Genomic DNA, 23,718 nt, shown 5'->3' with positions numbered 1-23,718 from the left:
ATGAACATTGCTTTGTTCGGTTATGGGAAAATGGGAAAAATGATTGAGCAAATTGCCCAAGAAAGAGGCCATACCATTGTGGCGAAAATAGATGTTGGCACGGCAAATGTGGATTATGGCGCCATGGACGTTGCCATAGATTTCAGTACACCGGATGCCGCCTTTGAAAATATCACCAACTGTTTCAAGAATGGAGTTCCGGTCATCTGTGGGACTACTGGCTGGCTTTCACAGTATGAAGAAGCTATGGAACTGTGCAAAGAAGATAAAGGTGCCTTTATCTACGCATCCAATTTCAGTTTGGGCGTGAACATCTTTTTTGAACTAAACGCCCATTTGGCCAAAATGATGTCCCAATTGGAACAGTACAAGGTTTCCATGGAAGAGATCCACCATACCCAAAAGCTGGATGCACCCAGTGGGACCGCCATCACATTGGCGGAAGGGATCATTGGAAACTCTTCGTACAGGGATTGGAAATTGGACACCGCAGGAGATAAAACCATTCCCATAACATCAATACGGGAAGGCATGGTGCCCGGCACCCACAGCATCTGCTATGAAAGCGATGTGGACAGCATCGAGATAAAGCACACTGCGCACAATAGACAAGGTTTTGCCCTTGGGGCCGTAATCGCAGCGGAATGGATCCAGGGAAAAACAGGTGTCTTTACAATGAAGGACGTGTTAAACCTAAGCTAAAAAACGTAACAACAATCTAGGCGGTTAGTCTAACAAAGAAAATTTTATATGGACGGTACACAGTGGATCATTTTCATCTTGATCATCCAGATCATCCATTTTTTGGGTACTTGGAAACTATATGTAAAAGCAGGGCGAAAGGCATGGGAGGCCGCCATTCCTGTATATAACGGGGTCGTATTGATGAAGATCATCAACAGGCCTTGGTGGTGGGTCATCCTATTGTTCATACCCATCATCAATTTATTGATGTTTCCCGTCGTTTGGGTAGAGACCATCCGCAGTTTTGGAAAGACTTCGCTACTGGACACCTGGTTGGTGATCCTCACCCTCGGGTTCTACATTTATTATATCAACTATGTTGAAGATGTCACCTACATTGAGGACCGCAGCCTGAAGCCCAAAACCGGTCTGGGCGAATGGGTCAGCTCCATTGTGTTCGCCATCGTGGCGGCAACTTTGGTGCACACTTATTTCATCCAGCCCTATGTGATCCCTACCGGATCATTGGAACGCACCCTACGGGTCGGGGACTTCCTTTTTGTGAGCAAGTTCCATTATGGTGCCCGGGTGCCCATGACCACTTTGGCCGCCCCAATGGTACACGATACACTTCCCGTGCTCAAAACAAGGTCCTATGTGGCCGATGTGGACCCCGAGACCGCCAAGACTTCCTGGATCAACAAACTGCAACTGCCCTACATGCGCTTGCCCGGTTTTGAGAGCGTGGAGAAGAACGATATTGTGGTCTTCAGTCTGCCTTCGGATACGTTGTACCAATTCTTCAAAGCGCAAAAGGCGGTCATAAAACCAATAGACAAGAAATCCAATTACGTAAAACGTTGTGTAGGAACTCCTGGGGATTCTCTTTCCGTGGTTGACGGCTTTGTGCATATCAATGGAAAAAAACTCCAACTTTCGGACAGGGCCAAACCTATGTACGATTATGAAGTATATGCAAAGAATGGTGTATCCAGTCGTTATCTGGAAGACGTGAATGCATCGGATTATCTTCGTAAGTACATCGCTACCAGCATAAACGAAGCGCAGTACAATGCCTTGGCACCTTACGCCATGGGAGCCAATCGGACAAAAGATGGAAAAATTGAACTTATAACACAGGAAAAAGGAATCCCAACAGAAGTCATCCGACAATTGAGGCTTTCCTTGACCGAAGAAAAACCTTTGTCACGAGTTGCCAACATGACCGCTGAAATGGTGGAAAAACTCCGCCAAAACCCGGCCATCGACTCCGTGGTGATGACCTTGGAACCCAAAGGAAAATATGGTGGTTCCTTTCCCCAAAAACCGAACCTCTATCCATGGAACAATGACAATTTTGGCCCCATTTACATTCCCGAAGCAGGAGCAACGGTAGAAATCAACTCCAAAACCATCCCCCTGTACAAAAAAATAATCAGGGACTATGAGCACAACGATGTGAAGGTGACGGGAAACAAGGTCTTCATCAATGGACAAGAAGCCAACTCCTATACCTTCAGACAGGATTATTACTGGATGATGGGGGACAATCGCGACCATTCCGAGGACAGTAGGACCTGGGGCTATGTCCCTGCAGACCATATTGTGGGGAAACCTGTCTTCCTTTGGATGAGCTTTGACAATTTCACGGAAGGTCTTGCCAATTGGAGGCCCCGATGGGAGCGTGTCTTCACCACCGTGGGCGGTAGCGGGGAACCTGTATCGTACCGCTGGTATTTTGTGGCAGTAATCATCGGTTGGTTTGTATTTGATTTCTTCCGAAAGCGAAAGAAGAAAAAGGCCGAATAACCCCTAATTTTTCTGTTTTGAAAATATTGCTCCACCCCACCTATTTTCCCAATGTGGCCTCTTTTGCCGCTATGGTTCAAAATGATGTGGTCTGGGAGGCCAATGACAATTTTCAGAAGCAGACCTACCGAAACCGATGTTACATCTGTACGGACAAAGGGAAGCACATGCTCAACATTCCCGTCAAACACGTAGGAGGCGATGAGGGCAGGCAAAAATATGCCGATGTGGAAATGGACAACAGTTATCCTTGGAAAAAACAACATTGGCGGACCTTGGAAACGGCCTACAGGACCTCTCCATTCTTTGAATTCTATGAAGATGGGATAAGACCGCTGTATGAGGGAAATGACGTCTCTTTGTATGAGTTCAACCTAAAGACCATTGAGGTAATCTGCAACTGTATGGGAGTGGAACTGCCAATGACACAGACCGAGAAGTTCCAAATGGAACCGACCGAACTATTGGACACCCGCTTTTTGGCAGAGGCCAAACGAAAAGGAACTATACAATTGGAACCTTACCCACAAGTGTTCGATGATCGCCACCGCTTCATTCCCGACCTGAGCATATTGGACCTGTTGTTCAACGAGGGCACCAATGCGCTTACCTACCTGAAGCACCAACCCTTGGATTTGTCCCATGCTTAGGCATATGGCCCATTATGGTATCCATTTTTTGGTGCCCATCCTTATTGCCTTCTGGTTTTTCAAAGGCAATCGACTGCAAATCGCACTGATTTTGTTGGCAGGCATTCTCATCGATGTGGACCATCTGCTGGCAGACCCCTTATTTGACCCAAATCGTTGCAGCATTGGTTTTCATCCTTTGCACAGCTATTGGGCCATTTTGGTGTATTGCATTCTCCCTTTTTTCAGGCCTACAAGAATCATTGGGTTGGCTCTGATCATCCACATAATAGCGGATATAATGGATTGTCTATTGATGTGAATTGAGGCGCAAGGTGGCCATCACAGGGTAGTGATCGGACAGTTTTTCGTTGAAATTTTCATGGTCCAGAACTTCAAAATCCGGGTCGGCCAGGATATAGTCTATCCTGATCGGGAATTTGAACAGGTCATAAGTTCGACCAAACCCCTCACCTTTCTCCAAAAAGGTATCTCGCAGATTTCCTCTGACTATTTTATAGATATTTGAAAATTGGGTGTTATTGAAATCCCCACAGACAATGTTCGTAAAAGGACTGTCCTGAAGATGGCTCCTAAAAATCTTTGCCTGCTCCAGTTGCTTTGTGAAGGTGTTTACCAAACGCCGGTATGCTTTTTCAGACTTGTCCCCGTCCGAAAAGGAAGCTGCACTCGGCACAATACTGAATGACTGCAAATGGATATTATACACCCGTATGGTGTCTTTTCCATGGGCAATATCAGCATAAATAATATTATTGATCGTTCCTGGCAAATCCAGCGAACCATTTCCCACTATGGGATATTTTGAGAAAATCGCTTGTGTGGTCCGTCCGGTCGAGTAGGGAGTTTCACTTCTGTAAGGATACTGGCGCAATTGGCGATGACGAATCCTATTGTGTTCTTGGATGCAAAGGATGTCCGGGTCTTTTTCCTTTATAAAATTGATTATACTATCACCAATACCGGGTTCCTTGATCCATCCATTCTTATTGAAGCCCCAAACATTGTAGGTCAATATCTTCAAATCAGTGTTCTTTTTCCCCACCTGATCTTTGTCTCCAAATCCATAGAAAAATCCAAAGGAGATATATCCTATGAGCAATGCCGATATGGAATAAATTGCTCTTTTTCTTTTTCTGAACAACCAATACAGCAGAAATAAAGCATTCAGGATAAGAAGAAAAGGAACGAAGAGGCTCAATACCGAAAGGACAGGTATTGGCTGGAACGGTAAAAAAGAAAAAATGGATATGATGCCCAATAAAAGGGCAACTAAAATATTGATGGCAAGAATTATCCTATCCAGCATTGACGTTGATTTTTATGTATCAATCTTCCTTACCTGCTTTAAACAAAAAGTCCTTTTCTTCTTTGGACAGACTCTCGTATCCCGACTTGCTGATCTTGTCCAGAATAGTATCAATCTTTCGCTGTCTGGCCTGCCTGTCATAGTCAGCCTGACTGTCTGCGGCAGTGTTTTTTCTATATACGGTCTTCATCGAGGCCTTTTTTTCTTTTGGTTTGAACAGTTGCCCGATGGAATTCCTCAACTTGGTGAACCCAGCGCCAATATCATTGCCATTGAGCAATTGCCGGGCATACATATAGCCCAAAAAAGCACCGCCCAAATGGGCCAACCGTCCTCCAATATTCGCGCCATAGGGTATCTGTATCAGATCCACCAAAACGAAGAACGCCCCCACATACCATAGTTTGATGTTGAAGAAAATTACCCTGACCTCCTGGTTGGGGATGTATGCACAGACAAAGATCAGTACGGCCGTCACCCCTGCCGATGCCCCAATTAATGCTGTGTTGGTGTTCAACAGGGTCGGGAAGACATTATAACTGAGCAAAAAGACCAACCCACCAACGATGACACCCAAAAAATACACGTTGATGAACTTTTGGGCATCAAAAAGATTCAGGAAGATGCGACTCGCGAAATAGAGCATGAGCATGTTCCAAAAGATATGCCCCAATCCCGCATGAAAAAAGGAATAGGTGATCAAAGACCACGGTTGGCCCACAAATTCCAAAAAATCCTTGGGCAAGTGAAACCAGTGGGACACCGAATGGCCCAACAAGGCTGTTGACAATCCATCCAGAATAAAGATCAGGACATTGACAACGATAAGTTTTTCAGCAATGCTGAGTCGGGCAAATTGATATTGAAGTCCGCCATTTGTCATAGATCAATCCCATCTTCTATTGTTGAACTGGTTCTTTTTCCAATACCACATGATCAGGAAACCGATAATGGCACCACCAACGTGGGCCATATACGCCGTATTGCTAGGACTGAAAAAGGATTGCCCTGTAAGCGCCGAAATAATATCCAACAGAATGATTCCAGGAATAAAATACTTGGCTTTAATGGGAATTGGCAAGAAAATCAACATAAGTCTTGCCTCTGGGTTCATCATCCCAAAAGCAGCCAGTACCCCCATGATACAACCAGAGGCACCCACCATACTTGCATGATAAATTTGAGCATACTCGGGCATTACCGATCGCAAGGTGGAAATCTGGATCTCGGTCAAACCTTCTTGAAGTCGGTTCGAAGCCATCATATCCAATATTTGCTGATTTGAAAGTCCTGTACTCAACAATTCCGATTGAATTGGCAAAAAATTAAAGTAATAGAACCCCAACTGAAACAATACCGCTCCCAATCCCGCTGAAAAGTAGACAAATAAAAATCGGTTCTTCCCCAAGACCCTTTCAACAGGGGTCCCAAACATCCAAAGAGCCAACATATTGAATGCTATGTGCATAACACCCCCATGCATGAACATGTGGGTAACTATTTGCCAAATATGGAAATTTTCATTTTTTGGAAACCATAGTGCCAGCCATTGGTACATTTGTTCCCCATATAGTTGTGTGGCAAAAAACAAGATCACATTGATGATCAACAAATGCTTTACTGCCTCGGTCATTCTACCCATCTAACTGAATTTTTTATCGATATCCCCTTCGGAGATAATGGTGTACGTTAATTTCTGGAACGGACTCAATGAAGGTTCCTTGCATGCAAATAAGTTGTCCAAAAGGGCCAACTGCGATTCTTGGTCCAACACCTCGCCGGTCCGTACCGCCAAGTTCTTGGAAAGCACTTTGGCCAGGACCTCTGCTTGTGAAACGGAACCATCGCTGAACCCTTCCGTATAATCTGCGATGAGGCGATCCAATACCGTGCCAATCCCACTTTCGGGGACCACCAACGGAACGCCTGTCACTTTTACAGTTTCCTGTTCCAGGTTTTCAAAGGCAAAACCGATGTTTGTCAGGCTTTCCTTGATCTCGTTCAGAACGGCCAGTTCCTGCTTGTTGAAGGTCAGCTCCATGGGAAACAACAGTTGTTGGCTCAGGCCTTCCTTCACCGTGATCTCCCCTAAAAACTTTTCAAAAAGGATACGTTCATGTGCCCTGCTCTGGTGGATGACGAGCATTCCGGACTTGACCGTGCTCACCACATACTTTCTTCGGAGCTGAAAGGTGGAGGCCAAATGCCCTGTCCCATCTTCCGAATACAAAGTGCCCTGTTCTTCGCTTTCCGACTCGATGACCACACTGCTGAAACCTTCAATATCGGAGCCTTTTTCCAGTCCTTCGTACAGTCCCTCCCAACCTTTGGCACTGGCTTTTTGATAGGACCTCCCTGCACTTTTCCTTTCAGAAGTTTCCTGAAAGGGGTTGAAACTGGCATCCACGGTAATCTTGGGCAAGGTTGCCCCCTTTTCTTTGTACGAATAAGGCGTATCCAGGTTCGGGTCATGCTCAAAATCAAGTACCGGGGCCACATTGAACTGCCCCAAGCTATGCTTTATGGTCGATCGGAGAATAGCGTAGAGCGTGTTCTCATCATCAAATTTCACTTCTGTCTTCGTAGGATGGATGTTGATGTCGATGGAAGACGGGTCCACTTGCAGGTACAGAAAATAGCCTGGGTACATGTCCGATTTGATCAAACCCTCAAATGCGGCGACCACGGCATGGTGCAAATATGGACTTTTGATGAATCTACCATTGGCAAAAAAGAACTGCTCCCCCCTGCTCTTCTTGGCAAATTCGGGCTTGCAGACAAATCCGGAGATCTTCACCACCTCCGTTTCCTCCTGCACGGGCACCAATCGACCATCCATCTTACTGCCAAAAATATGGGCAATGCGCTGACGGTGTTTTGATGATGGCAGGTTGAAGATGTCAGAACCATTATTGTAGAAATGAAACTCGATATCTGGGTGCACCAAGGCCACCCTATGGAACTCATCGGTGATGTGACGGAGCTCCACTTGGTCGGATTTCAAAAAATTTCGTCTGGCTGGTATATTGAAGAAGAGGTTTTTCACTGAAATGGAAGTACCCTTCGGACTCGCGACGACCTCTTGGGAAACAATTTTGCTCCCTTCGATCTTGATATGGGTTCCCACCTCATTCGAAGGCGTTCGGGTCTGCATATCCACATGGGCAATGGCCGCAATGGAAGCCAAAGCCTCTCCACGGAAACCCTTGGTCTGTAAGTTGAACAGGTCCTGCGCTGATGATATTTTGGAAGTAGCGTGGCGCTCAAACGACAATCGGGCATCGGTCTCACTCATCCCAACCCCGTCATCCACCACTTGGACGAGGGTCTTTCCGCCATCTTTTATGATCAATTTGATGACCTTGGCACCGGCATCGATGGCATTTTCCAAGAGTTCCTTGACCACGGAAGCAGGCCGTTGGACCACTTCCCCTGCCGCAATCTGGTTGGCAACATGGTCTGGCAAAAGTTTGATGATGTCAGCCATTAGGGATTCAGGAATATCGATAGGTCGAAGTCGATGATAAAAAGGAACAGCAACACCAATATGCCCACGATGACCAGAAGACGCAGCTTCAGGTTTTTGTCCCCTTCCGTTTTCAAGTCATCCATTGCCGATGAAAACTTGTTCTTGAGTCCTCTATTGGTATGTGCCGTGCTTCGAAACTTATCCAGTTTGTGTTCTATTTTATACGGATTGCCCTCCCCCTTGTAGTAGCGTGGGGAATAATCGAACGATTTATTTTTCCTAAGTTTTAAGGGGTTTCGCATAACATCCTTCTCCGTATCACCTCAAAGGTACTCAAAATAGAAAAAAGGGATTGGACACTGTTCCCAAAAAATGTTAACAGGAGGAGGAAGGTTCAAGTTAAAGGGAAAAGTTCAAACTCAAAAAACCCAACCATCCAAAAGTTCAACTTGATAAAAGACGGCCCATCTATGTTATTGAACTTGATACTTGTACTTGATATTTGTGCTTGAACTTATCTCCCCAACACAGCCATTTGGATGGCCGCTATGGCCGCTTCCGTACCTTTGTTGCCATGTTTGCCCCCGCTCCTATCCTTGGCCTGCTGAAGATTGTCATCGGTCAGGACGCAGAAAATGACAGGAATATCGTAGGCCACGTTCAGGTCTTTGATGCCTTGTGCCGTGGCACTGCACACAAAATCAAAATGACTGGTCTCCCCTCTGATGACACTACCTATGGCGATGACGGCATCCACTTTTTGGGTATCCATCATCTTTTTGCAGCCAAAAGTGAGCTCAAAACTACCGGGAACATCCCACACCAATATGTTTTCGGGAAGTGCGCCACAGTCCAAAAGAGTTTCTTTCGCCCCAGAACAAAGGGCTCCGGTGATCTCTCCGTTCCATTCCGAAACAACAATCCCAAACCGAAGGTCCTTCGCATTTGGGATTTTGTTTTTATCGTAAGTGGATAAATTTTTGTTCGCTGTGGCCATAGTCTAATTTTGGGCCATTCCGATCAGGGCTTCGACCCCATTGGCTTCCTGGGCGTTCGGATAGTCTTCCTTAATGCGCTCAAAATACCCCAATGCCTTGTCTTTTTCCCCCAATTCCATGGCAACCACTCCTGCCTTGTACAGAAATCTTGGCGTGGTGAACTCATTTTCACTATGGGCAATGGCCTTTTCGTAATAATCCAAGGCATCTCCGGGTTGGTTCAACTGTGAAAAAGCATCTCCAATTCCGCCTTTGGCCATGGCACCCATGATATCGTCATCCGATGAAAAGCTTTCCAAATGGGAAATTGCCTCATCATATTGCTGAAGGTTCAAATAGGTCATTCCAGCAGAATATTTGGCCAAGTTGGCCGCTTTGGTTCCGCTGTATTCCTCAATGATATCCAAGAAACCGTATTTACCCTCGGCACCGTTAAGGGCCAACGTAAACAGGGAATCCTTTTCGGTCTCACTGGCCAATGCCTGATCAAAATATTGTTGTGGATAGAATAGCTCATTGGCCGCAGAGGCCTCTTTCGGCTTTTGGATGAACTGGTGGTAACCCAAATAGGCAAGCACCCCGATGGCAACGGCTCCAATGACCCCCAAAATATAGTTTTGGTTCTTTTGTACCCATGCCTCGGTGCGTGATGCACCTTTGTCCAGCGTGTTGAACACTTCCGCCGTTGTGCTGTCGTGTTCTTCCACTTGGGCTTCTTCCGCCTTATTTTTTGGCTTAAAGCCTCTCTTCTTGTATGTTGCCATCCGTCATTTAATTGGTCGCGCAAAAATAAAGTTTTTATCCAAAACCAAAAGGTAATTTATTCGTTATTTTTGGAACCCCTAACGGAACACCGATCGGAAAAACCCACTTTGTCCCTTTAGATTTTTATGTTTTTAAGACATTTATCTTTAGTCAATTACAAAAACTTCGACTCCAAGACCTTGGAGTTCGACCCCGTCATCAACTGCTTGGTGGGCAATAACGGCGTGGGAAAAACGAATATTCTGGATGCCATTTACCACCTCTGTTTCGGTAAGAGCTACTTTAATCCGGTGGCCACGCAGAACATCAAACACGACACCGAATTTTTTGTGGTGGAAGGCGAGTTTGAAAAGGAGGGAAAAACCGAAAAAATCATCTGTAGTTTCAAAAAAGGGACCAAAAAGGTCATCAAACGCAATGGAAAACCATATGAGAAGTTCTCCGAGCATATTGGCTTTTTGCCCTTGGTGATCATTTCCCCTTCGGACCGTGACCTTATCCTTGAGGGCAGCGAAACCCGCAGGAAGTTTATGGACGGCGTTATTTCACAGTCGGACAAGGGCTACCTCCAGAACCTCATCAAGTACAACAAGGTCTTGGTACAACGGAATTCACTGCTGAAATACTTTGTGGCCAACCGCACCTTTGACCCGAACACCTTATCCATTTACAACGAACAATTGCATGGACTGGGGACGGAGATCCATAAAAAGCGCAAGGAATTCATGGCTGCTTTTGTGCCCATTTTCAAGGAGCAGTACAGTCATATCTCGGAAAAGGAAGAACAGATCATGCTCTCCTACGAAAGCCCACTCTCCGAAGGTCCACTCCTAAAACTTTTGGAGTCCAACGTAGAGAAAGACCGTGCCCTGCAATACACTTCGGTGGGAGTGCACAAGGACGACCTGGAGTTCACCATTGCGGGACATCCCATCAAAAAATTCGGGAGCCAAGGCCAGCAGAAATCCTTTTTGATTGCCCTGAAACTGGCCCAGTTCCATTTCATCAAGGAACAGGCCAACACCACGCCCATCCTATTGCTGGATGATATTTTTGACAAACTGGACGAGAACCGGGTCTCCCATATTGTGGGCTTGGTGAAGAACGATAATTTTGGTCAGATCTTTATCAGTGACACGCATGCAGAACGCACGGAAAATGTGGTGAAAACCATCCATCAGAGCTATAAAATCTTTACCTTGTAACATGCGACGGATTCTTCCTTTTATATTGCTATTGATGCTCTTGGGCTGCAAAAAAACCGCTGTGGCCGAAGCGGACCTACAGTATCTGAACGGCTATTGGGAGATTGCCGAAGTGGAATTTCCGGATGGTTCCAAAAAGCAGTACTCGGTCAACCCCAGTATTGATTTTATCAAATTGAAGGATGGCGAAGGGTTCCGCAAGAAGATGCAGCCCCGGTTTGATGGCTCCTACGACACCTCGAACGATACGGAGTTCTTCACCGTATCGGAAAACCAAGAGACCTATACGCTCCGCTACAAAAATGAGTTCAGCGAATGGGAGGAAAAATTGGTATCCGTGGATTCCCTTTCATTTTCGGTGACCAACGAAGAAGGGGTCACTTATTCCTACAGGCGGTTCCAACCCATCAAAATCCCGAAATAATGGCCAAAAGGAACAATTCCCATCTGCCGCTAAGCGAAGCCTTGAACGAGTTCATCAAGGAAAACAAGCTCCAAAAAGGCATGGACAAAGTGGATGCCCGCGAGGCATGGGTCAACCTGATGGGCAATGGGGTGAACAACTACACCACGGCCGTGGAACTCAAGAACGAGACGCTCTACGTGTCGCTTTCCTCCTCCGTGCTCAGGGAAGAACTCAGTTTGGGCAAGACCAAGATCATCTCCATGATCAATGAGGAACTGGGCCGGGAACTGGTCAAGAAATTGGTGCTTCGTTGATATTGATCCTTCATCACTCGTGAAAGTCATCCTATCCACAGAACGGCTCGTCATTTCAGAAGCAGAACTTTCCGATGCCACATTCATTTTGGAATTGTTGAACAGTCCTACATGGATCCAATTTATTGGGGACAAGGGAATATATTCAATGGAAGACGCGGAAAACTATATCCAGAAAAGCCTGACGAATTCTTACCAGACCAACAGTTTTGGACTGTATAAGCTATGCTTCAAGGAAACCATGGTCCCGATAGGCCTGTGCGGATTCTTGAAACGAGATTATCTGGACCATCCGGACATCGGTTTTGCCCTGTTACCAGATCATGAAGGAAAAGGTTTGATGTTGGAGGCCGGCAAAGCGCTTATGGAACACGCCCGATCCAAATTGGGTTTTGATGAAGTGCTCGCCATCGTCCTTCCATCCAATAATCGGTCTTGCCAACTACTGGGAAAGTTGGGGTTCCAAGAAATTGGAAAAGTGATGCCGACAGGAAGTCAAGAGGAATTGCTGCTGTTCTCCAATAAAAAAAGCCACTCCAATGGAGCGGCTTCTTCTTGATATCTTTGGTTCAAATTAGAACACTTCCCTTCCAGAAAAGTGGAAAGCACCTTCGATGGCAGCGTTCTCATCGCTGTCCGATCCATGGATGGCGTTCTCACCGATGCTGGCAGCATACAATTTACGGATAGTGCCCTCGGCAGCTTCGGCCGGGTTGGTGGCACCGATCAAGGCACGAAAATCATCAACGGCATTGTCCTTCTCCAATATGGCGGCCACAATGGGACCCCTGGTCATAAACTCGACCAATTCACCAAAGAAAGGACGCTCCCTGTGGATGCCGTAGAATTCCTCTGCATCCCTTTGGCTCAATTGGGTGTACTTCATGGCCACGATCTTGAATCCGGCAGCCGTTATTTTTTCCAAAATCGCACCGATGTACCCGTTTTCAACAGCATCTGGCTTGATCATGGTAAACGTTCTATTTCCCGTCATTTTCTTTAAATTTTGCGCAAAAGTACAGTTTTTGGAACAACGGGCAAGGCTTAATAGGTTTGTTTTAACTCCTGAAGCACAGCTCCGTTGTCGCCCATGATCTTCATGTGGGCCTCTTTCTCTTTGAAATATAGGTCGATGATCCCGTAACTTTTATCCGAAACCACCTCACCAACCCGATATTTGTTGGGCTCTCCACTGAAGCTGGAATAGGAATGGGTCAGTCCACTGCTCGTAAAATCGATCAAGGGATAGGGCAACCCAGTGATGTTGGCCCTTGAAAATTCAGAGATGTGACGGTCCCCTGACAAAATGATAACTCCCTTAGCCCCTGAGTCCACGATCATGGTTTCCAATTTTTCGACCTCATCAGGAAAATTGCCCCAGGTCTCAAAACCATGCTCTCCGGACAATATCTGTATGCTGGACATGATCAGATTGAAATCCGCATCGGAATGGGCCAACTCGCCCTGCAACCACTCCCATTGGGCATCCCCGAGTATGGTGGCGCCATCCTCGGTATTGGGCCTATATCTTCTTCTGGGGTCTTCGTCCCTAATCAGGTCACTTCGGAAATATCTGGTGTCCAAAACAATGACCTTCACTTTTCCCTGAGGCAATTCAAATTCATGCGAGGCGTAGACTCCTTCGCGATTCCTTCTTTCACTATCCAAAGGCACTCCCATAAAATCCAAGAACACCTGCTGACTTTCTTTTTTAATGGCAAATCCCGAGCCACCATCATTGATTCCAAAATCATGATCGTCCCAAGTCCCGATGATGGGAACCTCGGCCTTCAATCGGGCATAGCCCTGTACCGTATCCTGCATCGCATAAATGGCCCTGATCCTATCCACATCGTCCGTATCGGCATAGACAATATCACCGCCCCAGATCCACACATCAGGGTTTTCGGCCACCACATCATCCCAAAATGAATTGGGTTCCTGTGGCATATTGCACGACCCGAAGGCCACCACAAAATCAGGCTGTTCCTTTTCTTTTTTCAAGGGTTGTTTCCCTTCTTTCCTTTTGCATCCCATGAAGAGGACCAGAAGGGCGAACAAAACGGAAGTGTGCTTCATTAATAGGGTTTAGAGGTTCAAAAATAAGGATAATGCAAGTTACCTCTATATTATATTATTGTATATTTGGCCGCATGAATTCAGCGGATATCACGACAGTAAAGTCGATACTTTCCCAGCCTCAAAAAATTGTGATCGTCCCTCATAAAAATCCCGATGGCGATGCAATGGGCTCTTGCTTGGCACTCTATGGTTTTTTGAAGGGAATGGGCCACATGGTCCATGTAATTGCCCCGAACGATTACCCCAAGTTCCTGAAATGGATGCCGTGCAACGAAACGGTCATCAATTTTGAATGGGAGGCCCAAAGGGCACAGCGGTTGTTGGATGAATCCTCCGTTATCTTCACTTTGGATTTCAACGACCTGTCCCGAGTGGGCCAAATGGAATCCGCATTGAGGGCGGCCAAGGCCGATTTCATCATGATAGACCATCACCAGCAACCCAGTGATTATGCCAGGGTGACCTATTCCGATGTCAGCATGAGTTCTACCTGCGAGATGGTCTATAATTTCATCGATTTTTTGGGCGGAGCCGAGCAGGTGACCAAGGAAATTGCCACCAACCTCTACACGGGCATCATGACGGATACCGGTTCTTTCAAGTACCGGTCCACATCGAGCAAAACACATCGCGTAGTGGCCGAGCTGATAGACAAAGGTGCGGAGAACATGGAGATCCACAGGCAGGTGTTCGATACCAATTCGCCATCCCGATTGCACCTGCTGGGCGTTGCCCTGAGCAATATGGTCATCCTGCCCGAATATCGGACGGCATACATCACCCTCACGCAGGAAGAACTGGATGCCCACGATTTCAAGAAAGGGGACACGGAAGGATTTGTGAACTACGGACTTACCTTGGAAGACATTGTTTTTGCCTTGATCTTTATTGAAAACAAAGAAGAAGGCATCATCAAAATATCCCTGCGCTCCGTTGGGGACTTTTCGGTGAACGAATTTGCCCGAAAACATTTTCAGGGCGGCGGACACGACAATGCCGCTGGTGGCAAAAGTGACCTAAGTATGGAAGAGACCATTGACCAGTTCAACACCATCCTGAAAACCTATAAAAGCCGATTGAACCCATGAGAATTGTCGTTTTATGCATCGCCGTACTCGCTTTTGCCAGTTGCAGAGGCCCGGAACCACGAAAACCGGTGGAAGTAAAATCTGGCAGCTTTTACAAGGAATCCATAGAACGGAGCAAACAATTGTTGGCCAAGGAAGAGGAAATGATCAAAGAACTCATGGCCAAGGACACGCTGCACGAATATAGTACCAGTCCCAATGGTTTCTGGTATTATTATGAAACAAAAAACGATACGGCCACCTATCTGCCCAAAACAGAGGACCAGATATTGTTTTCCTACAATCTGATGTCATTGCAAAACGACACCATTTATACCGCTGAAGAAATAGGTCCGACATCGCACGTAGTGGACAAACAGCAATTGTTCCCTGGGCTCCAAAATGCAGTTAAACTCCTCAAAATCAACGAGAAGGCCACGTTCATATTCCCCTCATTGCAAGCCTATGGCTATCAGGGAGACAATAAGGCCATTGGCCCACGGACGCCATTGAAATCTTCGGTGGAACTACATACGATCATTATCCATAAAGACAGTTTAAACTAAATCCATACACACAATGAAACAATCACTTTACATCATAACCCTGTTCTCCTTGGTCATTTTGGGGTGCAAGTCCAGCAAACATGCTGATCTGGGGGATGGCATCTTTGCCGACATCCAGACCACCAAAGGTGACATCATCGTCAAACTGGAATACGAAAAGACCCCGGTCACGGTAGCCAACTTCGTATCCTTGGCAGAAGGGAACAACCCCTTTGTGAATGACGAATACAAAGAAAAAAAGTTCTACGATGGCATTGTTTTCCACAGAGTCATCAAAGATTTTATGATCCAGGGCGGCGATCCCTCAGGTACAGGCAGTGGAAATATTGGATATACCTTCAAGGATGAGATCCACGACTCGCTGTCCCACTCCAAAAAAGGGATCATCTCCATGGCCAACCGAGGCCCAAAGACCAACAGCAGCCAGTTCTTCATCACCCACAAAGAAACCCCTTGGCTCAATGGCAAACACACCGTTTTTGGGGAAGTGGTCAAAGGAATGGAGGTCGTTGACTCCATCGCCAATGTGGAAACGGGCCCTGGTGACAGGCCAAAGGTGGATGTGGTGATGAACAAGGTCGAGATTGTACGAAATGGCAAAGAGGCCAAAAAATTCGATGCCGTAAAGGTGATGGGCGACTACTTTGAAGAAGCAAAAGCTGAAGAAGCCGCTTTCAAAAAAATGAAAGAGGATTGGGTCGCTGAATTTACCGCACAAATGGCCGAGGCCGAGGAAACACCTTCTGGTTTGAAAATACTGAAATTGAAAGAAGGTGATGGTGAACATCCCAAATTTGGCCAAAAAGTAATGGTGAACTATGCCGGCTGGTTATCCAATGGCGAACTGTTCGACACCAACATCCTGGAAATTGCCGAAAAGTTCAACCAAGTGAACCCTGGAAAAAGAGATCAGGGAGGATACGTACCCTACCCCATGGATTACAGCCCAGATGCCCAATTGGCTGCTGGCTTTAGGGAAGGACTGCTTACCATGAAAGTGGGCGACAAAATTCGTTTGTTCATCCCACCACATTTGGGGTATGGTGACAACGACTACGGTCCTATTCCTGGAGGCTCCACATTGGTCTTTGACCTAGAGGTTGTGGGAATCCAAGATTAAAAACCAGCAAATGAACCTAAAAAAGCCGTACTTTTCCGTGCGGCTTTTCCATTTATGGCCACACCTATTTTCGCTTTGTTATATTGATGGGACAAAAAACGAAAACAATCCTAGCCATTGCGCTTCCGGTCCAAATCATATTGGTCAAATGGATGGGCAGCTATCCCCTCTTCGTCGAGAATTATTACAGCAATGGGATCTATCCTTATATCTCCCAATCGCTGCGGACGCTCTTCGGATGGATTCCCTTTTCTTTCGGGGACCTGATCTATACCGCCTTGACCGTAATGGCCATCAGGTATTGTTACCGACATTGGAAGACCATCAAAAAGAAGCCACTTCTTTTTTTCAAAGACATCTTGATGGTGCTCTCCATCGCCTATTTTGCGTTCCACATACTTTGGGGACTCAACTATTATCGACAGCCCATCACATGGCGGTTGGGCATAGCACGTGAATATACCCTCGATGAGTTGGTGGACTTCACCGAATATCTCGCAGAAAGGGCCAACCACTATCAACATGAAATCACTGGGGACAGCCTTTCCCCTGTCCAAGTGCCATACCCCAGAAAGGAAGTCTTCAAAAAAACGGAAAAGGCGTACCATCTCTTACAAAAACAGTATCCCTATTTTAAGTATGAAACCCCAAGCCTGAAATCATCACTGTACAGCCTTCCCCTGACTTATATGGGATATGGAGGCTATCTCAACCCTTTTACCAATGAGGCACAGGTAAACGGCATGATCCCCCTGTTCCGGTTGGCGGCCGTGAGCGGGCACGAAGTGGGGCATCAATTGGGCTATTCCGCTGAGGATGCCACCAATTTCATAGGGTTTTTGGTCACATCGCAGAGCGACGACCCCTATTTCAAATATGCCGCATACAACCATGCATTGGGCTATTGCCTTGTGGACCTGTACAATAAGGATGAACCCAAGTACAATGACATTTTGGACGCCCTCAACCCCGGTGTGAAAAAAAATTACAGGGAATTGGCAGATTTTTGGAAAAAATATGAAAATCCGATGGAGCCTGTCTTCAAGGCCGTGTTCAACACTTTTTTGAAGGTGAACAACCAAAAGGAGGGGATCAAAAGTTACAACTCGGTCGTTGGATTGATGATCAACCACCAAAAACAGCTGGGGAGCAGGGAATGAAACTTGTGCGATATGCACACTTCCTTTATATTTAGACGAGCTAAACTAATTCAATTATAACTTTATGAAAATTAAACTCTTGGCACTGTCCTTTCTTTTGGGCGGTATTTCTTTGTTCGCACAAGATTATTTTCCAAAAAATGACGGTGTAAAGACAAAGAACAACAACTACACGGCATTCACCAATGCCAAGATCTATATGACCCCCACACAGGTCATTGAAAAAGGCACCTTACTGATCCAGAACGGCAAAGTGGTTCAGGTTGGGAAGTCCGTGAGCATTCCCAAGAATGCCGTGGTCCAAGATCTTGATGGAAAGTCCATCTACCCTTCCTTTGTGGACATTTTTTCAAATTTTGGGGTAAAGACCCCCGAAAGGGCAAACAATGCAGGAAGATCGGCCCAATATGGCCCAGAGCGGGAAGGGTTTTATTGGAACGACCACATCATGCCAGAGAACAATGCAGTGAGCAGTTTCTCCTACGATTCCAAAAAAGCCGAAGAGCTACGAAAGGCAGGTTTTGGTGCGGTGAACGCCCATATTCAGGACGGTATAGCGCGGGGCACGGGCCTCTTAGTCGCATTGAACGACGAAGGTTCCGAGGCGCAAAGAATCCTTTCGGACAAATCCGGACAATACTTTTCCTTCGAAAAAAGCGTGGCCAAAAGGCAATCCTATCCCGGTTCCTTGATGGGTGCCATGGCCTTGATGAGACAATTGTACTATGATCTGGACTGGTACAGCAAGGGCAATGTGGATACCAAGGACCGTTCGTTGGAAGCATTGGCCGCCAACAAGGGACTGACCCAAATCTTTGCTGCAGGTGACAACGGAAATGTGCTGCGGGCCGATAAGATCGGCGACCTGTTCGGCATCCAGTACACCATCCTGGGCGGTGGCGATGAGTATGAGCGCATTGACGACATCAAGGCCACCAATGCCAAATTGATCCTTCCTTTGAACTTTCCGGATGCCTTTGATGTATCCAACCCCTATCAAGCCGAATATATCGCCTTGAAAGATATGAGGCACTGGAACTTGGCACCTTCCAACCCTAAGGTATTGGCAGATAACGGCGTGGAATTTTCCATTACCCTCCACGAATTGAAATCGCCTTCCGACCTGAAGGAAAAACTGATGAAGGCCATCACTTATGGACTTTCCAAGACCAAGGCTTTGGAAGCCTTGACCACAGTGCCTGCGAGCATTTTGGGCATGTCCGGCCAAATCGGGTCCCTCCAGACCGGCAGTCAGGCCAACTTTTTGATCACTTCCGGCGAAATTTTTGACGAGAACACCATCCTTTACGAAAACTGGGTACAGGGGACCAAGGACATCATCCAGTCCATGGATTTGGTGGACATCCGTGGGAATTATGACCTCAACGTGAACGGCAACACCTATACCGTGTCACTTACCGGTTCCATAGACAAGCCCAAAGCCGAATTGAAGAAAGGCGATGACAAGGTCGACTCCAAAATGGACTTCTCCGACAACTGGTTGAACCTTTCCTTCTCGGACGACAATATGGGCTCTTACCGTATGATTGCCCGGGTTGTTCCTGGATCGAACACCATCAGCGGCAAGATGGTACTCCCCAATGGGAACGAGACCATGGCCAATTTGACGAAAACTTCCCCCTTCGAAGAAAAATCCGAAGACAAGAGTACTGAAAAACCAGAATTGGTGGCACTCTCCTATCCCAATGTAGGTTTTGGATACAAGGAAAAACCCAAACAGGAGAACATTCTTTTCAAGAACGCAACGGTATGGACCGGGGAAGCCATTTTGGAAAACACCGATGTGTTGATCAAAAATGGAAAGATAGACAAGGTCGGTAAAGACCTTCGAGCAGGAGGGGCCACTGTGGTCGATGCCACTGGAAAGCACCTTACTGCAGGGGTCATTGATGAGCATTCGCACATTGCCGCTTTGGCTATCAACGAAGGGGGACACAATTCTTCCGCGGAAGTACGCATGAAAGATGTCATCGACCCAACGGACATGGACATTTATAGAAATCTTGCAGGTGGTGTCACCACTATCCAATTATTGCACGGTTCTGCCAACCCGATCGGGGGCCGTTCTGCCATCCTACGCCTAAAATGGGGGGAAAACGCAGATGGATTGGTATTCCCCAATGCACCAAAATTCATCAAATTTGCGCTGGGAGAGAACGTGAAACAGTCCAACTGGAACAGTTTTTCCCGTTTTCCGCAGACCCGTATGGGGGTGGAGCAAGTCTATACCGACTACTTCCAACGTGCCAAGGAATATGATGCGAAAAAGAAGAGCGGAAAGCCTTTCCGTTATGATGAGGAAATGGAAACCCTTGCCGAGATTCTCAATGGGGAAAGGTTCATCAGTTGCCACTCCTATGTGCAAAGTGAGATCAATATGATGATGAAGGTGGCGGAAAAGTTCAACTTCCGCATGAACACCTTCACTCACATTCTGGAAGGGTACAAAGTAGCCGATAAAATGGCCGAGCATGGGGTTGGAGGTTCCACCTTCAGCGATTGGTGGGCCTACAAATATGAAGTGAATGACGCCATCCCCTATAATGCCGCCATCATGGCAAGCCAAGGAGTTACCGTAGCCATCAACAGTGATGATGCCGAGATGTCCAGAAGGCTGAACCAAGAGGCCGGGAAAACCGTCAAGTATGGGGATATGTCCGAAATCGAGGCTTGGAAGATGGTCACCCTTAACCCTGCCAAACTTTTGCATTTGGACGACCGCGTAGGCAGCATCCAAGAAGGCAAGGAGGCAGATATGGTGCTTTGGAGCGACCATCCGTTATCCGTATATGCCAAGGCAGAAAAAACCTTGATCGAAGGTAAAGTCTATTTTGATTTGGAAAAGGACCAAATGTTACGGGAGTCTGTGAAAAAGGAAAGAAACCAATTGATCGGCATGATGCTGAACGAAAAGAAAAATGGTGGAAAGACCCGTACACCCGTTCAAAACAAGAAAGAACGATTTGAATGTGAAACCCTTTAAAGTAAGATAATGAAATTTTCAGATATAAATTCAAACAATCATTGTCCCCTAGAGGGGACTTTAGGGGTGTTTTTGAGGCGCCTCACCTTCTTGGTCATGCTAGCTTTGAGTTTTACAACTTCCGCCCAGCAGACTCCAGCCCCCAAACAGTCCGAGCAAGTCGCTATTTTTGGGGCGACCGCCCACATCGGCAATGGAGAGGTCATAGAAAACTGCACCATCATATTTACGGATGGAAAGATAACGGCCATAGGTTCCGACCTGATGGCCCCGACCATTGGCACCATGATAGATGCCAAAGGAAAACACGTGTATCCGGGCATCATAGCTCCCTCCAAGTCCCTTGGTTTGGTAGAAGTGGATGCCGTAAGAGCCACTGACGACCAAGATGAAATCGGGGAAATGATCCCACACGTCAGGAGCATCATTGCCTACAATGCAGAATCCAAAGTAGTCGAAAGCATGCGCCCAAACGGTGTTCTGTTGGGTCAGGTGACCCCACAGGGCGGTACCATTTCAGGAACATCGAGCATAGTCCAATTCGATGCATGGAACTGGGAGGATGCCGCTGTGAAGACCGATGATGGCATCCATTTGAACTGGCCGTCCTTTTTCAGGAGAGGCAGATGGTGGATGGGAGAAGACACAGGCTACATCCCCAATAAGGAATATACAGGACAAGTAGGCGACATCGAAGTATTCTTCCAAAATTCCAACGCCTATGGAAAATCAGCAGAAAAGGAAACAAACCTTCCTTTTGAAGCCATGTCGGGCCTATTTGACGGCTCCAAACATTTGTACATCCACGCCAATGGTGAAAAGGAAATGACGGATGCCGTGGCTACCGCAAAAAAAGCAGGCGTGAAGAATGTGGTGATCGTAGGCGGGTACCGTGCCAATAAAATTGCAGATTTCCTAAAGGAAAACAATGTTCCCGTATTGGTAAACCTTACCCATTCGTTGCCTGAATATGACGATGACGATTACGACCTTCCCTACAAATTGCCCAAATTGCTTGTGGATGCAGGATTGTTGGTTGGTTTACAGAATGAAGGTGCAGCCAATTTCCAGACCAGGAATCTACCATTTTACGCTGGACAAACGGTCGGTCAAGGACTGGACAAAGAGACCGCTCTGCAACTGGTGACAGGGAATACTGCAAAAATATTGGGTATCGACGATAGGTACGGCACCTTGGAGGTTGGTAAGAGTGCCACCTTGTTCATTTCGGAAGGCGATGCTTTGGACATGCGTACGAACAAACTATCCAAAGCCTATATCGATGGACGGGATGTTTCATTGGAAACCCACCAGACCGAACTTTGGAAAAGGTATATGGGCAAGTATGAAGGCGAGGGAAAATAAATCCATGGCCTAAAAAAACAATAAGGGCGGTTTTCCAAGGAAAACCGCCCTTATTTATTTGTTCCGACCCTAACTCTTGCTCAAGGGAATGAATTCCGCCCCTTCGGGTTTGGCATACAGACTTTCCGGTTTGGCGTCCTCGGACAGCATCACATTCTCAAAGACCACTGAACTCTTTGCATCCAAAAGGGTACGCCCTTCATAGTTGTACCAGGTAATGGTCTTGGGGAGCAACAAACCATTGACTTCTTGCCATTCGTTATAATGGATCCATCTAAAATTGTCCGAAGGCTCCCCGGTGCCGTAGGTCACGGTATAGCCCAACCAAGCCATTTGATGGGTTTCGGGATCAAAATGGATGTAATATTCATCCTTGGACGAAGCCCCTACCCCGGTCTTGTAACCAATCTGGATGCCCGGATAGCTTTTTCCTTCAAATTCCAAATTTTCTGCAGCGGTGTACACAATGCCATCATCTGCCAAAACAAAGGGCATGGCCTGAAAATAGAACATCAAGTTATGGTAAAATGCGGCATCTCCCTTATAGGCTTCTTGCGGATCCAAAAGCCAGACCTGTTTCCCATCAAATCCCATGGAAAATGTATCGGTATCCACTCGATCTTTTCTTGACCACAGATCTATGGTGTGGGTCTCGGGAAGATTGGGATTGGGTAATACAAAGGAAAGGGTGCGCTGCTTTTTCCAGAGCTTCAATCCGCCGTGGGCATCAAAAACCTTGGAAAGTGCTTCTGGAAAAGCATGCTGGTCCATCTTCTCTTCCATGGTCATCTGCGGTTTTTTTTCTTCATTTTTAGGGGACTGTTTACAGGCAAAAACGGCCAGCACAGCCAATAGGATGGTTGTTTTTTTCATGGTATAAGTTTGGTCACTTGGTCGAAAACCCCTTTTTTACATTACAGGAATGGCTATTTTTACTTTATGATGGAAACCAAACTGATCAGCAGTGTCCAAAATCCATTGGTAAAAAAAATACTGCTCCTTAAAGAAAAATCCCGGGAACGGAAAACATCGGGACTTTTTGTGGTGGAAGGGCAGCGGGAACTGGAGCTCGCCCAAAAGGGTGGTTACTCATTGGACACCTTTCTTTATTGTCCGGATATTTTGGACCTCTCCAAAATCAGAGCTTTCCTGAAAAATCCCAAGGCAGAAACTATTCAGATCACAAAACCCGTCTATGAAAAAATGGCCCATAGGGGCACCACCGAAGGCGTTTTGGGAATCCTGAAAGCAAAGGACCATGGTTTGGACAAGATCCATTTCAAGAACAAAGAACCTTTGGTGCTGGTGGCCGAGGCCCCGGAAAAACCGGGCAACATCGGTGCCCTGCTACGGACTGCCGATGCCGCTGCCGTGGATGCGGTGTTGATTGCCAATCCCAAATCGGACCTGTACAACCCAAACATTGTCCGGTCAAGCGTGGGCTGCGTGTTCACCAATCAGATTGGCATGGGCTCCACTCAGGACATCATCCATTTTCTAAAGAAAAACCACATCAAAATCTATTGTGCCGCACTGACCGCTTCCAAAAATTATGTGGACTGTGATCTTACGGGCGCCACCGCCATTGTGATGGGCACGGAAGCCACTGGGCTAACGGACGTTTGGCTCAAAAGTTCCGACCAAAACCTTATAATTCCGATGCAGGGAGAAATAGATTCCATGAACGTTTCCGTATCGGCGGCAATACTTATATTTGAGGCGAAGCGGCAACGCGGATTCTAAGC

At 46.6% G+C, this 23,718-nt stretch carries 25 protein-coding genes; 15 read left to right on the top strand and 10 right to left on the bottom strand.

Annotation, left to right across the window (positions count from 1 at the left end; genetic code table 11):
• The 4 genes from dapB to FOT42_RS12635 are packed head-to-tail and all read left to right on the top strand — an operon-like array spanning position 1 to position 3,444.
• Positions 1–702, top strand: a complete 702-nt coding sequence (dapB, locus tag FOT42_RS12650; RefSeq protein WP_151890937.1) for a 4-hydroxy-tetrahydrodipicolinate reductase — start codon at positions 1–3, stop codon at positions 700–702.
• Between the two features lie 48 nt (positions 703–750).
• Positions 751–2,493, top strand: a complete 1,743-nt coding sequence (gene lepB, locus FOT42_RS12645) for a signal peptidase I (protein WP_151890936.1) — start codon at positions 751–753, stop codon at positions 2,491–2,493.
• A gap of 17 nt (positions 2,494–2,510) precedes the next feature.
• Entirely contained in the window at positions 2,511–3,143 is a 633-nt protein-coding gene (locus tag FOT42_RS12640; RefSeq protein ID WP_151890935.1) for a WbqC family protein, read from the top strand.
• Entirely contained in the window at positions 3,136–3,444 is a 309-nt protein-coding gene (locus FOT42_RS12635) for a DUF6122 family protein (RefSeq protein ID WP_151890934.1), read from the top strand. The genes FOT42_RS12640 and FOT42_RS12635 overlap by 8 nt, the downstream gene beginning before the upstream one ends.
• Here FOT42_RS12635 and FOT42_RS12630 read toward each other — a convergent pair.
• The 7 genes from FOT42_RS12630 to FOT42_RS12600 all read right to left on the bottom strand — a co-directional run bounded on the left by FOT42_RS12630 (position 3,433) and on the right by FOT42_RS12600 (position 9,683).
• Positions 3,433–4,452, bottom strand: a complete 1,020-nt coding sequence (locus FOT42_RS12630) for an endonuclease/exonuclease/phosphatase family protein (RefSeq protein ID WP_151890933.1) — start codon at positions 4,450–4,452, stop codon at positions 3,433–3,435. The genes FOT42_RS12635 and FOT42_RS12630 overlap by 12 nt on opposite strands.
• A gap of 19 nt (positions 4,453–4,471) precedes the next feature.
• The gene (locus FOT42_RS12625) at positions 4,472–5,335 is read right to left on the bottom strand and encodes a rhomboid family intramembrane serine protease (protein ID WP_151890932.1); all 864 of its coding nucleotides are present in this window, start codon (positions 5,333–5,335) and stop codon (positions 4,472–4,474) included.
• Between the two features lie 3 nt (positions 5,336–5,338).
• The gene (locus FOT42_RS12620; protein ID WP_151890931.1) at positions 5,339–6,094 is read right to left on the bottom strand and encodes a rhomboid family intramembrane serine protease; all 756 of its coding nucleotides are present in this window, start codon (positions 6,092–6,094) and stop codon (positions 5,339–5,341) included.
• Positions 6,095–7,939 carry a DNA mismatch repair endonuclease MutL gene (gene mutL, locus FOT42_RS12615; RefSeq protein ID WP_151890930.1) on the bottom strand — a complete coding sequence of 615 codons (1,845 nt, stop codon included), beginning with the start codon at positions 7,937–7,939 and terminating at the stop codon, positions 6,095–6,097.
• Entirely contained in the window at positions 7,939–8,223 is a 285-nt protein-coding gene (locus FOT42_RS12610; protein ID WP_151890929.1) for a riboflavin synthase subunit beta, read from the bottom strand. Before FOT42_RS12610 ends, mutL begins: the two co-directional genes overlap by 1 nt.
• A gap of 212 nt (positions 8,224–8,435) precedes the next feature.
• Positions 8,436–8,918 carry a 6,7-dimethyl-8-ribityllumazine synthase gene (ribH, locus tag FOT42_RS12605; RefSeq protein ID WP_151890928.1) on the bottom strand — a complete coding sequence of 161 codons (483 nt, stop codon included), beginning with the start codon at positions 8,916–8,918 and terminating at the stop codon, positions 8,436–8,438.
• A gap of 3 nt (positions 8,919–8,921) precedes the next feature.
• Complete coding sequence (locus tag FOT42_RS12600) at positions 8,922–9,683, bottom strand: tetratricopeptide repeat protein (protein ID WP_151890927.1); 762 nt, start codon at positions 9,681–9,683, stop codon at positions 8,922–8,924.
• Positions 9,684–9,809: 126 nt separating this feature from the next.
• On the opposite strand from FOT42_RS12600, the gene recF reads away from it, so the two are divergent.
• Genes recF through FOT42_RS12580 form a run of 4 tightly spaced genes read left to right on the top strand, consistent with a single transcriptional unit; the run spans position 9,810 to position 12,168 of the window.
• Complete coding sequence (gene recF / locus FOT42_RS12595; protein WP_151890926.1) at positions 9,810–10,889, top strand: DNA replication/repair protein RecF; 1,080 nt, start codon at positions 9,810–9,812, stop codon at positions 10,887–10,889.
• 1 nt (position 10,890) lies between these two features.
• Complete coding sequence (locus FOT42_RS12590) at positions 10,891–11,313, top strand: hypothetical protein (RefSeq protein ID WP_151890925.1); 423 nt, start codon at positions 10,891–10,893, stop codon at positions 11,311–11,313.
• Entirely contained in the window at positions 11,313–11,609 is a 297-nt protein-coding gene (locus FOT42_RS12585) for a DciA family protein (RefSeq protein ID WP_151890924.1), read from the top strand. The genes FOT42_RS12590 and FOT42_RS12585 overlap by 1 nt, the downstream gene beginning before the upstream one ends.
• 19 nt (positions 11,610–11,628) lie before the next feature.
• A complete protein-coding gene (locus FOT42_RS12580) occupies positions 11,629–12,168 on the top strand; it encodes a GNAT family N-acetyltransferase (protein ID WP_192938391.1) in 540 nt (179 codons plus the stop codon).
• Positions 12,169–12,183: 15 nt separating this feature from the next.
• Here FOT42_RS12580 and FOT42_RS12575 read toward each other — a convergent pair whose 3' ends face one another.
• Together FOT42_RS12575 and FOT42_RS12570 are read right to left on the bottom strand one after the other, a co-directional pair.
• Positions 12,184–12,603 carry a nucleoside-diphosphate kinase gene (locus tag FOT42_RS12575; RefSeq protein WP_151890922.1) on the bottom strand — a complete coding sequence of 140 codons (420 nt, stop codon included), beginning with the start codon at positions 12,601–12,603 and terminating at the stop codon, positions 12,184–12,186.
• A 50-nt stretch (positions 12,604–12,653) separates the two neighbouring features.
• Complete coding sequence (locus FOT42_RS12570; RefSeq protein ID WP_151890921.1) at positions 12,654–13,688, bottom strand: alkaline phosphatase D family protein; 1,035 nt, start codon at positions 13,686–13,688, stop codon at positions 12,654–12,656.
• Between the two features lie 74 nt (positions 13,689–13,762).
• Here FOT42_RS12570 and FOT42_RS12565 point away from each other — a divergent pair, with 74 nt between their 5' ends.
• The 6 genes from FOT42_RS12565 to FOT42_RS12540 all read left to right on the top strand — a co-directional run bounded on the left by FOT42_RS12565 (position 13,763) and on the right by FOT42_RS12540 (position 21,973).
• On the top strand, positions 13,763–14,779 hold the full coding sequence (locus FOT42_RS12565; RefSeq protein WP_151890920.1) for a DHH family phosphoesterase: 1,017 nt from the start codon (positions 13,763–13,765) through the stop codon (positions 14,777–14,779).
• Entirely contained in the window at positions 14,776–15,324 is a 549-nt protein-coding gene (gldI, locus tag FOT42_RS12560; protein ID WP_151890919.1) for a gliding motility-associated peptidyl-prolyl isomerase GldI, read from the top strand. The genes FOT42_RS12565 and gldI overlap by 4 nt, the downstream gene beginning before the upstream one ends.
• 13 nt (positions 15,325–15,337) lie before the next feature.
• Positions 15,338–16,444, top strand: coding sequence for a peptidylprolyl isomerase (locus FOT42_RS12555; RefSeq protein WP_151890918.1), 1,107 nt, complete (start codon positions 15,338–15,340; stop codon positions 16,442–16,444).
• 86 nt (positions 16,445–16,530) lie between these two features.
• On the top strand, positions 16,531–17,604 hold the full coding sequence (locus FOT42_RS12550) for a DUF3810 domain-containing protein (RefSeq protein ID WP_151890917.1): 1,074 nt from the start codon (positions 16,531–16,533) through the stop codon (positions 17,602–17,604).
• A gap of 64 nt (positions 17,605–17,668) precedes the next feature.
• The gene (locus FOT42_RS12545) at positions 17,669–20,608 is read left to right on the top strand and encodes an amidohydrolase family protein (protein ID WP_151890916.1); all 2,940 of its coding nucleotides are present in this window, start codon (positions 17,669–17,671) and stop codon (positions 20,606–20,608) included.
• Positions 20,609–20,704: 96 nt separating this feature from the next.
• Positions 20,705–21,973 carry an amidohydrolase family protein gene (locus tag FOT42_RS12540; protein WP_151890915.1) on the top strand — a complete coding sequence of 423 codons (1,269 nt, stop codon included), beginning with the start codon at positions 20,705–20,707 and terminating at the stop codon, positions 21,971–21,973.
• A 69-nt stretch (positions 21,974–22,042) separates the two neighbouring features.
• On the opposite strand, the gene FOT42_RS12535 is transcribed toward FOT42_RS12540, so the two are convergent.
• Complete coding sequence (locus FOT42_RS12535) at positions 22,043–22,846, bottom strand: DUF6503 family protein (protein ID WP_151890914.1); 804 nt, start codon at positions 22,844–22,846, stop codon at positions 22,043–22,045.
• Between the two features lie 66 nt (positions 22,847–22,912).
• Between FOT42_RS12535 and FOT42_RS12530 the strand changes: the two genes are divergently transcribed.
• Positions 22,913–23,716 (top strand): TrmH family RNA methyltransferase, encoded by an 804-nt coding sequence (locus tag FOT42_RS12530; RefSeq protein WP_151890913.1) that lies wholly within the window; start codon positions 22,913–22,915, stop codon positions 23,714–23,716.
• Positions 23,717–23,718 lie beyond the last annotated feature (2 nt).

Source organism: Flagellimonas hadalis, assembly GCF_007785775.2.
GTDB classification, from domain to species: domain Bacteria; phylum Bacteroidota; class Bacteroidia; order Flavobacteriales; family Flavobacteriaceae; genus Flagellimonas; species Flagellimonas hadalis.
The sequence above is the reverse complement of the archived record's forward strand: the minus strand, read 5'-3'. Positions and strand labels throughout refer to the sequence as shown.

What these genes read in the sequence shown, in the direction of transcription:
- dapB (WP_151890937.1), top strand. Translation starts at nt 1, where the DNA reads ATGAACATTGCTTTGTTCGGTTATGGGAAAATGGGAAAAATGATTGAG.
- lepB (WP_151890936.1), top strand. Translation starts at nt 751, where the DNA reads ATGGACGGTACACAGTGGATCATTTTCATCTTGATCATCCAGATCATC.
- FOT42_RS12635 (WP_151890934.1), top strand. Translation starts at nt 3,136, where the DNA reads ATGCTTAGGCATATGGCCCATTATGGTATCCATTTTTTGGTGCCCATC.
- FOT42_RS12630 (WP_151890933.1), bottom strand. Translation starts at nt 4,452, where the DNA reads ATGCTGGATAGGATAATTCTTGCCATCAATATTTTAGTTGCCCTTTTA.
- FOT42_RS12625 (WP_151890932.1), bottom strand. Translation starts at nt 5,335, where the DNA reads ATGACAAATGGCGGACTTCAATATCAATTTGCCCGACTCAGCATTGCT.
- FOT42_RS12620 (WP_151890931.1), bottom strand. Translation starts at nt 6,094, where the DNA reads ATGGGTAGAATGACCGAGGCAGTAAAGCATTTGTTGATCATCAATGTG.
- mutL (WP_151890930.1), bottom strand. Translation starts at nt 7,939, where the DNA reads ATGGCTGACATCATCAAACTTTTGCCAGACCATGTTGCCAACCAGATT.
- FOT42_RS12610 (WP_151890929.1), bottom strand. Translation starts at nt 8,223, where the DNA reads ATGCGAAACCCCTTAAAACTTAGGAAAAATAAATCGTTCGATTATTCC.
- ribH (WP_151890928.1), bottom strand. Translation starts at nt 8,918, where the DNA reads ATGGCCACAGCGAACAAAAATTTATCCACTTACGATAAAAACAAAATC.
- FOT42_RS12600 (WP_151890927.1), bottom strand. Translation starts at nt 9,683, where the DNA reads ATGGCAACATACAAGAAGAGAGGCTTTAAGCCAAAAAATAAGGCGGAA.
- recF (WP_151890926.1), top strand. Translation starts at nt 9,810, where the DNA reads ATGTTTTTAAGACATTTATCTTTAGTCAATTACAAAAACTTCGACTCC.
- FOT42_RS12590 (WP_151890925.1), top strand. Translation starts at nt 10,891, where the DNA reads ATGCGACGGATTCTTCCTTTTATATTGCTATTGATGCTCTTGGGCTGC.
- FOT42_RS12585 (WP_151890924.1), top strand. Translation starts at nt 11,313, where the DNA reads ATGGCCAAAAGGAACAATTCCCATCTGCCGCTAAGCGAAGCCTTGAAC.
- FOT42_RS12575 (WP_151890922.1), bottom strand. Translation starts at nt 12,603, where the DNA reads ATGACGGGAAATAGAACGTTTACCATGATCAAGCCAGATGCTGTTGAA.
- FOT42_RS12570 (WP_151890921.1), bottom strand. Translation starts at nt 13,688, where the DNA reads ATGAAGCACACTTCCGTTTTGTTCGCCCTTCTGGTCCTCTTCATGGGA.
- FOT42_RS12565 (WP_151890920.1), top strand. Translation starts at nt 13,763, where the DNA reads ATGAATTCAGCGGATATCACGACAGTAAAGTCGATACTTTCCCAGCCT.
- gldI (WP_151890919.1), top strand. Translation starts at nt 14,776, where the DNA reads ATGAGAATTGTCGTTTTATGCATCGCCGTACTCGCTTTTGCCAGTTGC.
- FOT42_RS12555 (WP_151890918.1), top strand. Translation starts at nt 15,338, where the DNA reads ATGAAACAATCACTTTACATCATAACCCTGTTCTCCTTGGTCATTTTG.
- FOT42_RS12550 (WP_151890917.1), top strand. Translation starts at nt 16,531, where the DNA reads ATGGGACAAAAAACGAAAACAATCCTAGCCATTGCGCTTCCGGTCCAA.
- FOT42_RS12545 (WP_151890916.1), top strand. Translation starts at nt 17,669, where the DNA reads ATGAAAATTAAACTCTTGGCACTGTCCTTTCTTTTGGGCGGTATTTCT.
- FOT42_RS12540 (WP_151890915.1), top strand. Translation starts at nt 20,705, where the DNA reads ATGCTAGCTTTGAGTTTTACAACTTCCGCCCAGCAGACTCCAGCCCCC.
- FOT42_RS12535 (WP_151890914.1), bottom strand. Translation starts at nt 22,846, where the DNA reads ATGAAAAAAACAACCATCCTATTGGCTGTGCTGGCCGTTTTTGCCTGT.
- FOT42_RS12530 (WP_151890913.1), top strand. Translation starts at nt 22,913, where the DNA reads ATGATGGAAACCAAACTGATCAGCAGTGTCCAAAATCCATTGGTAAAA.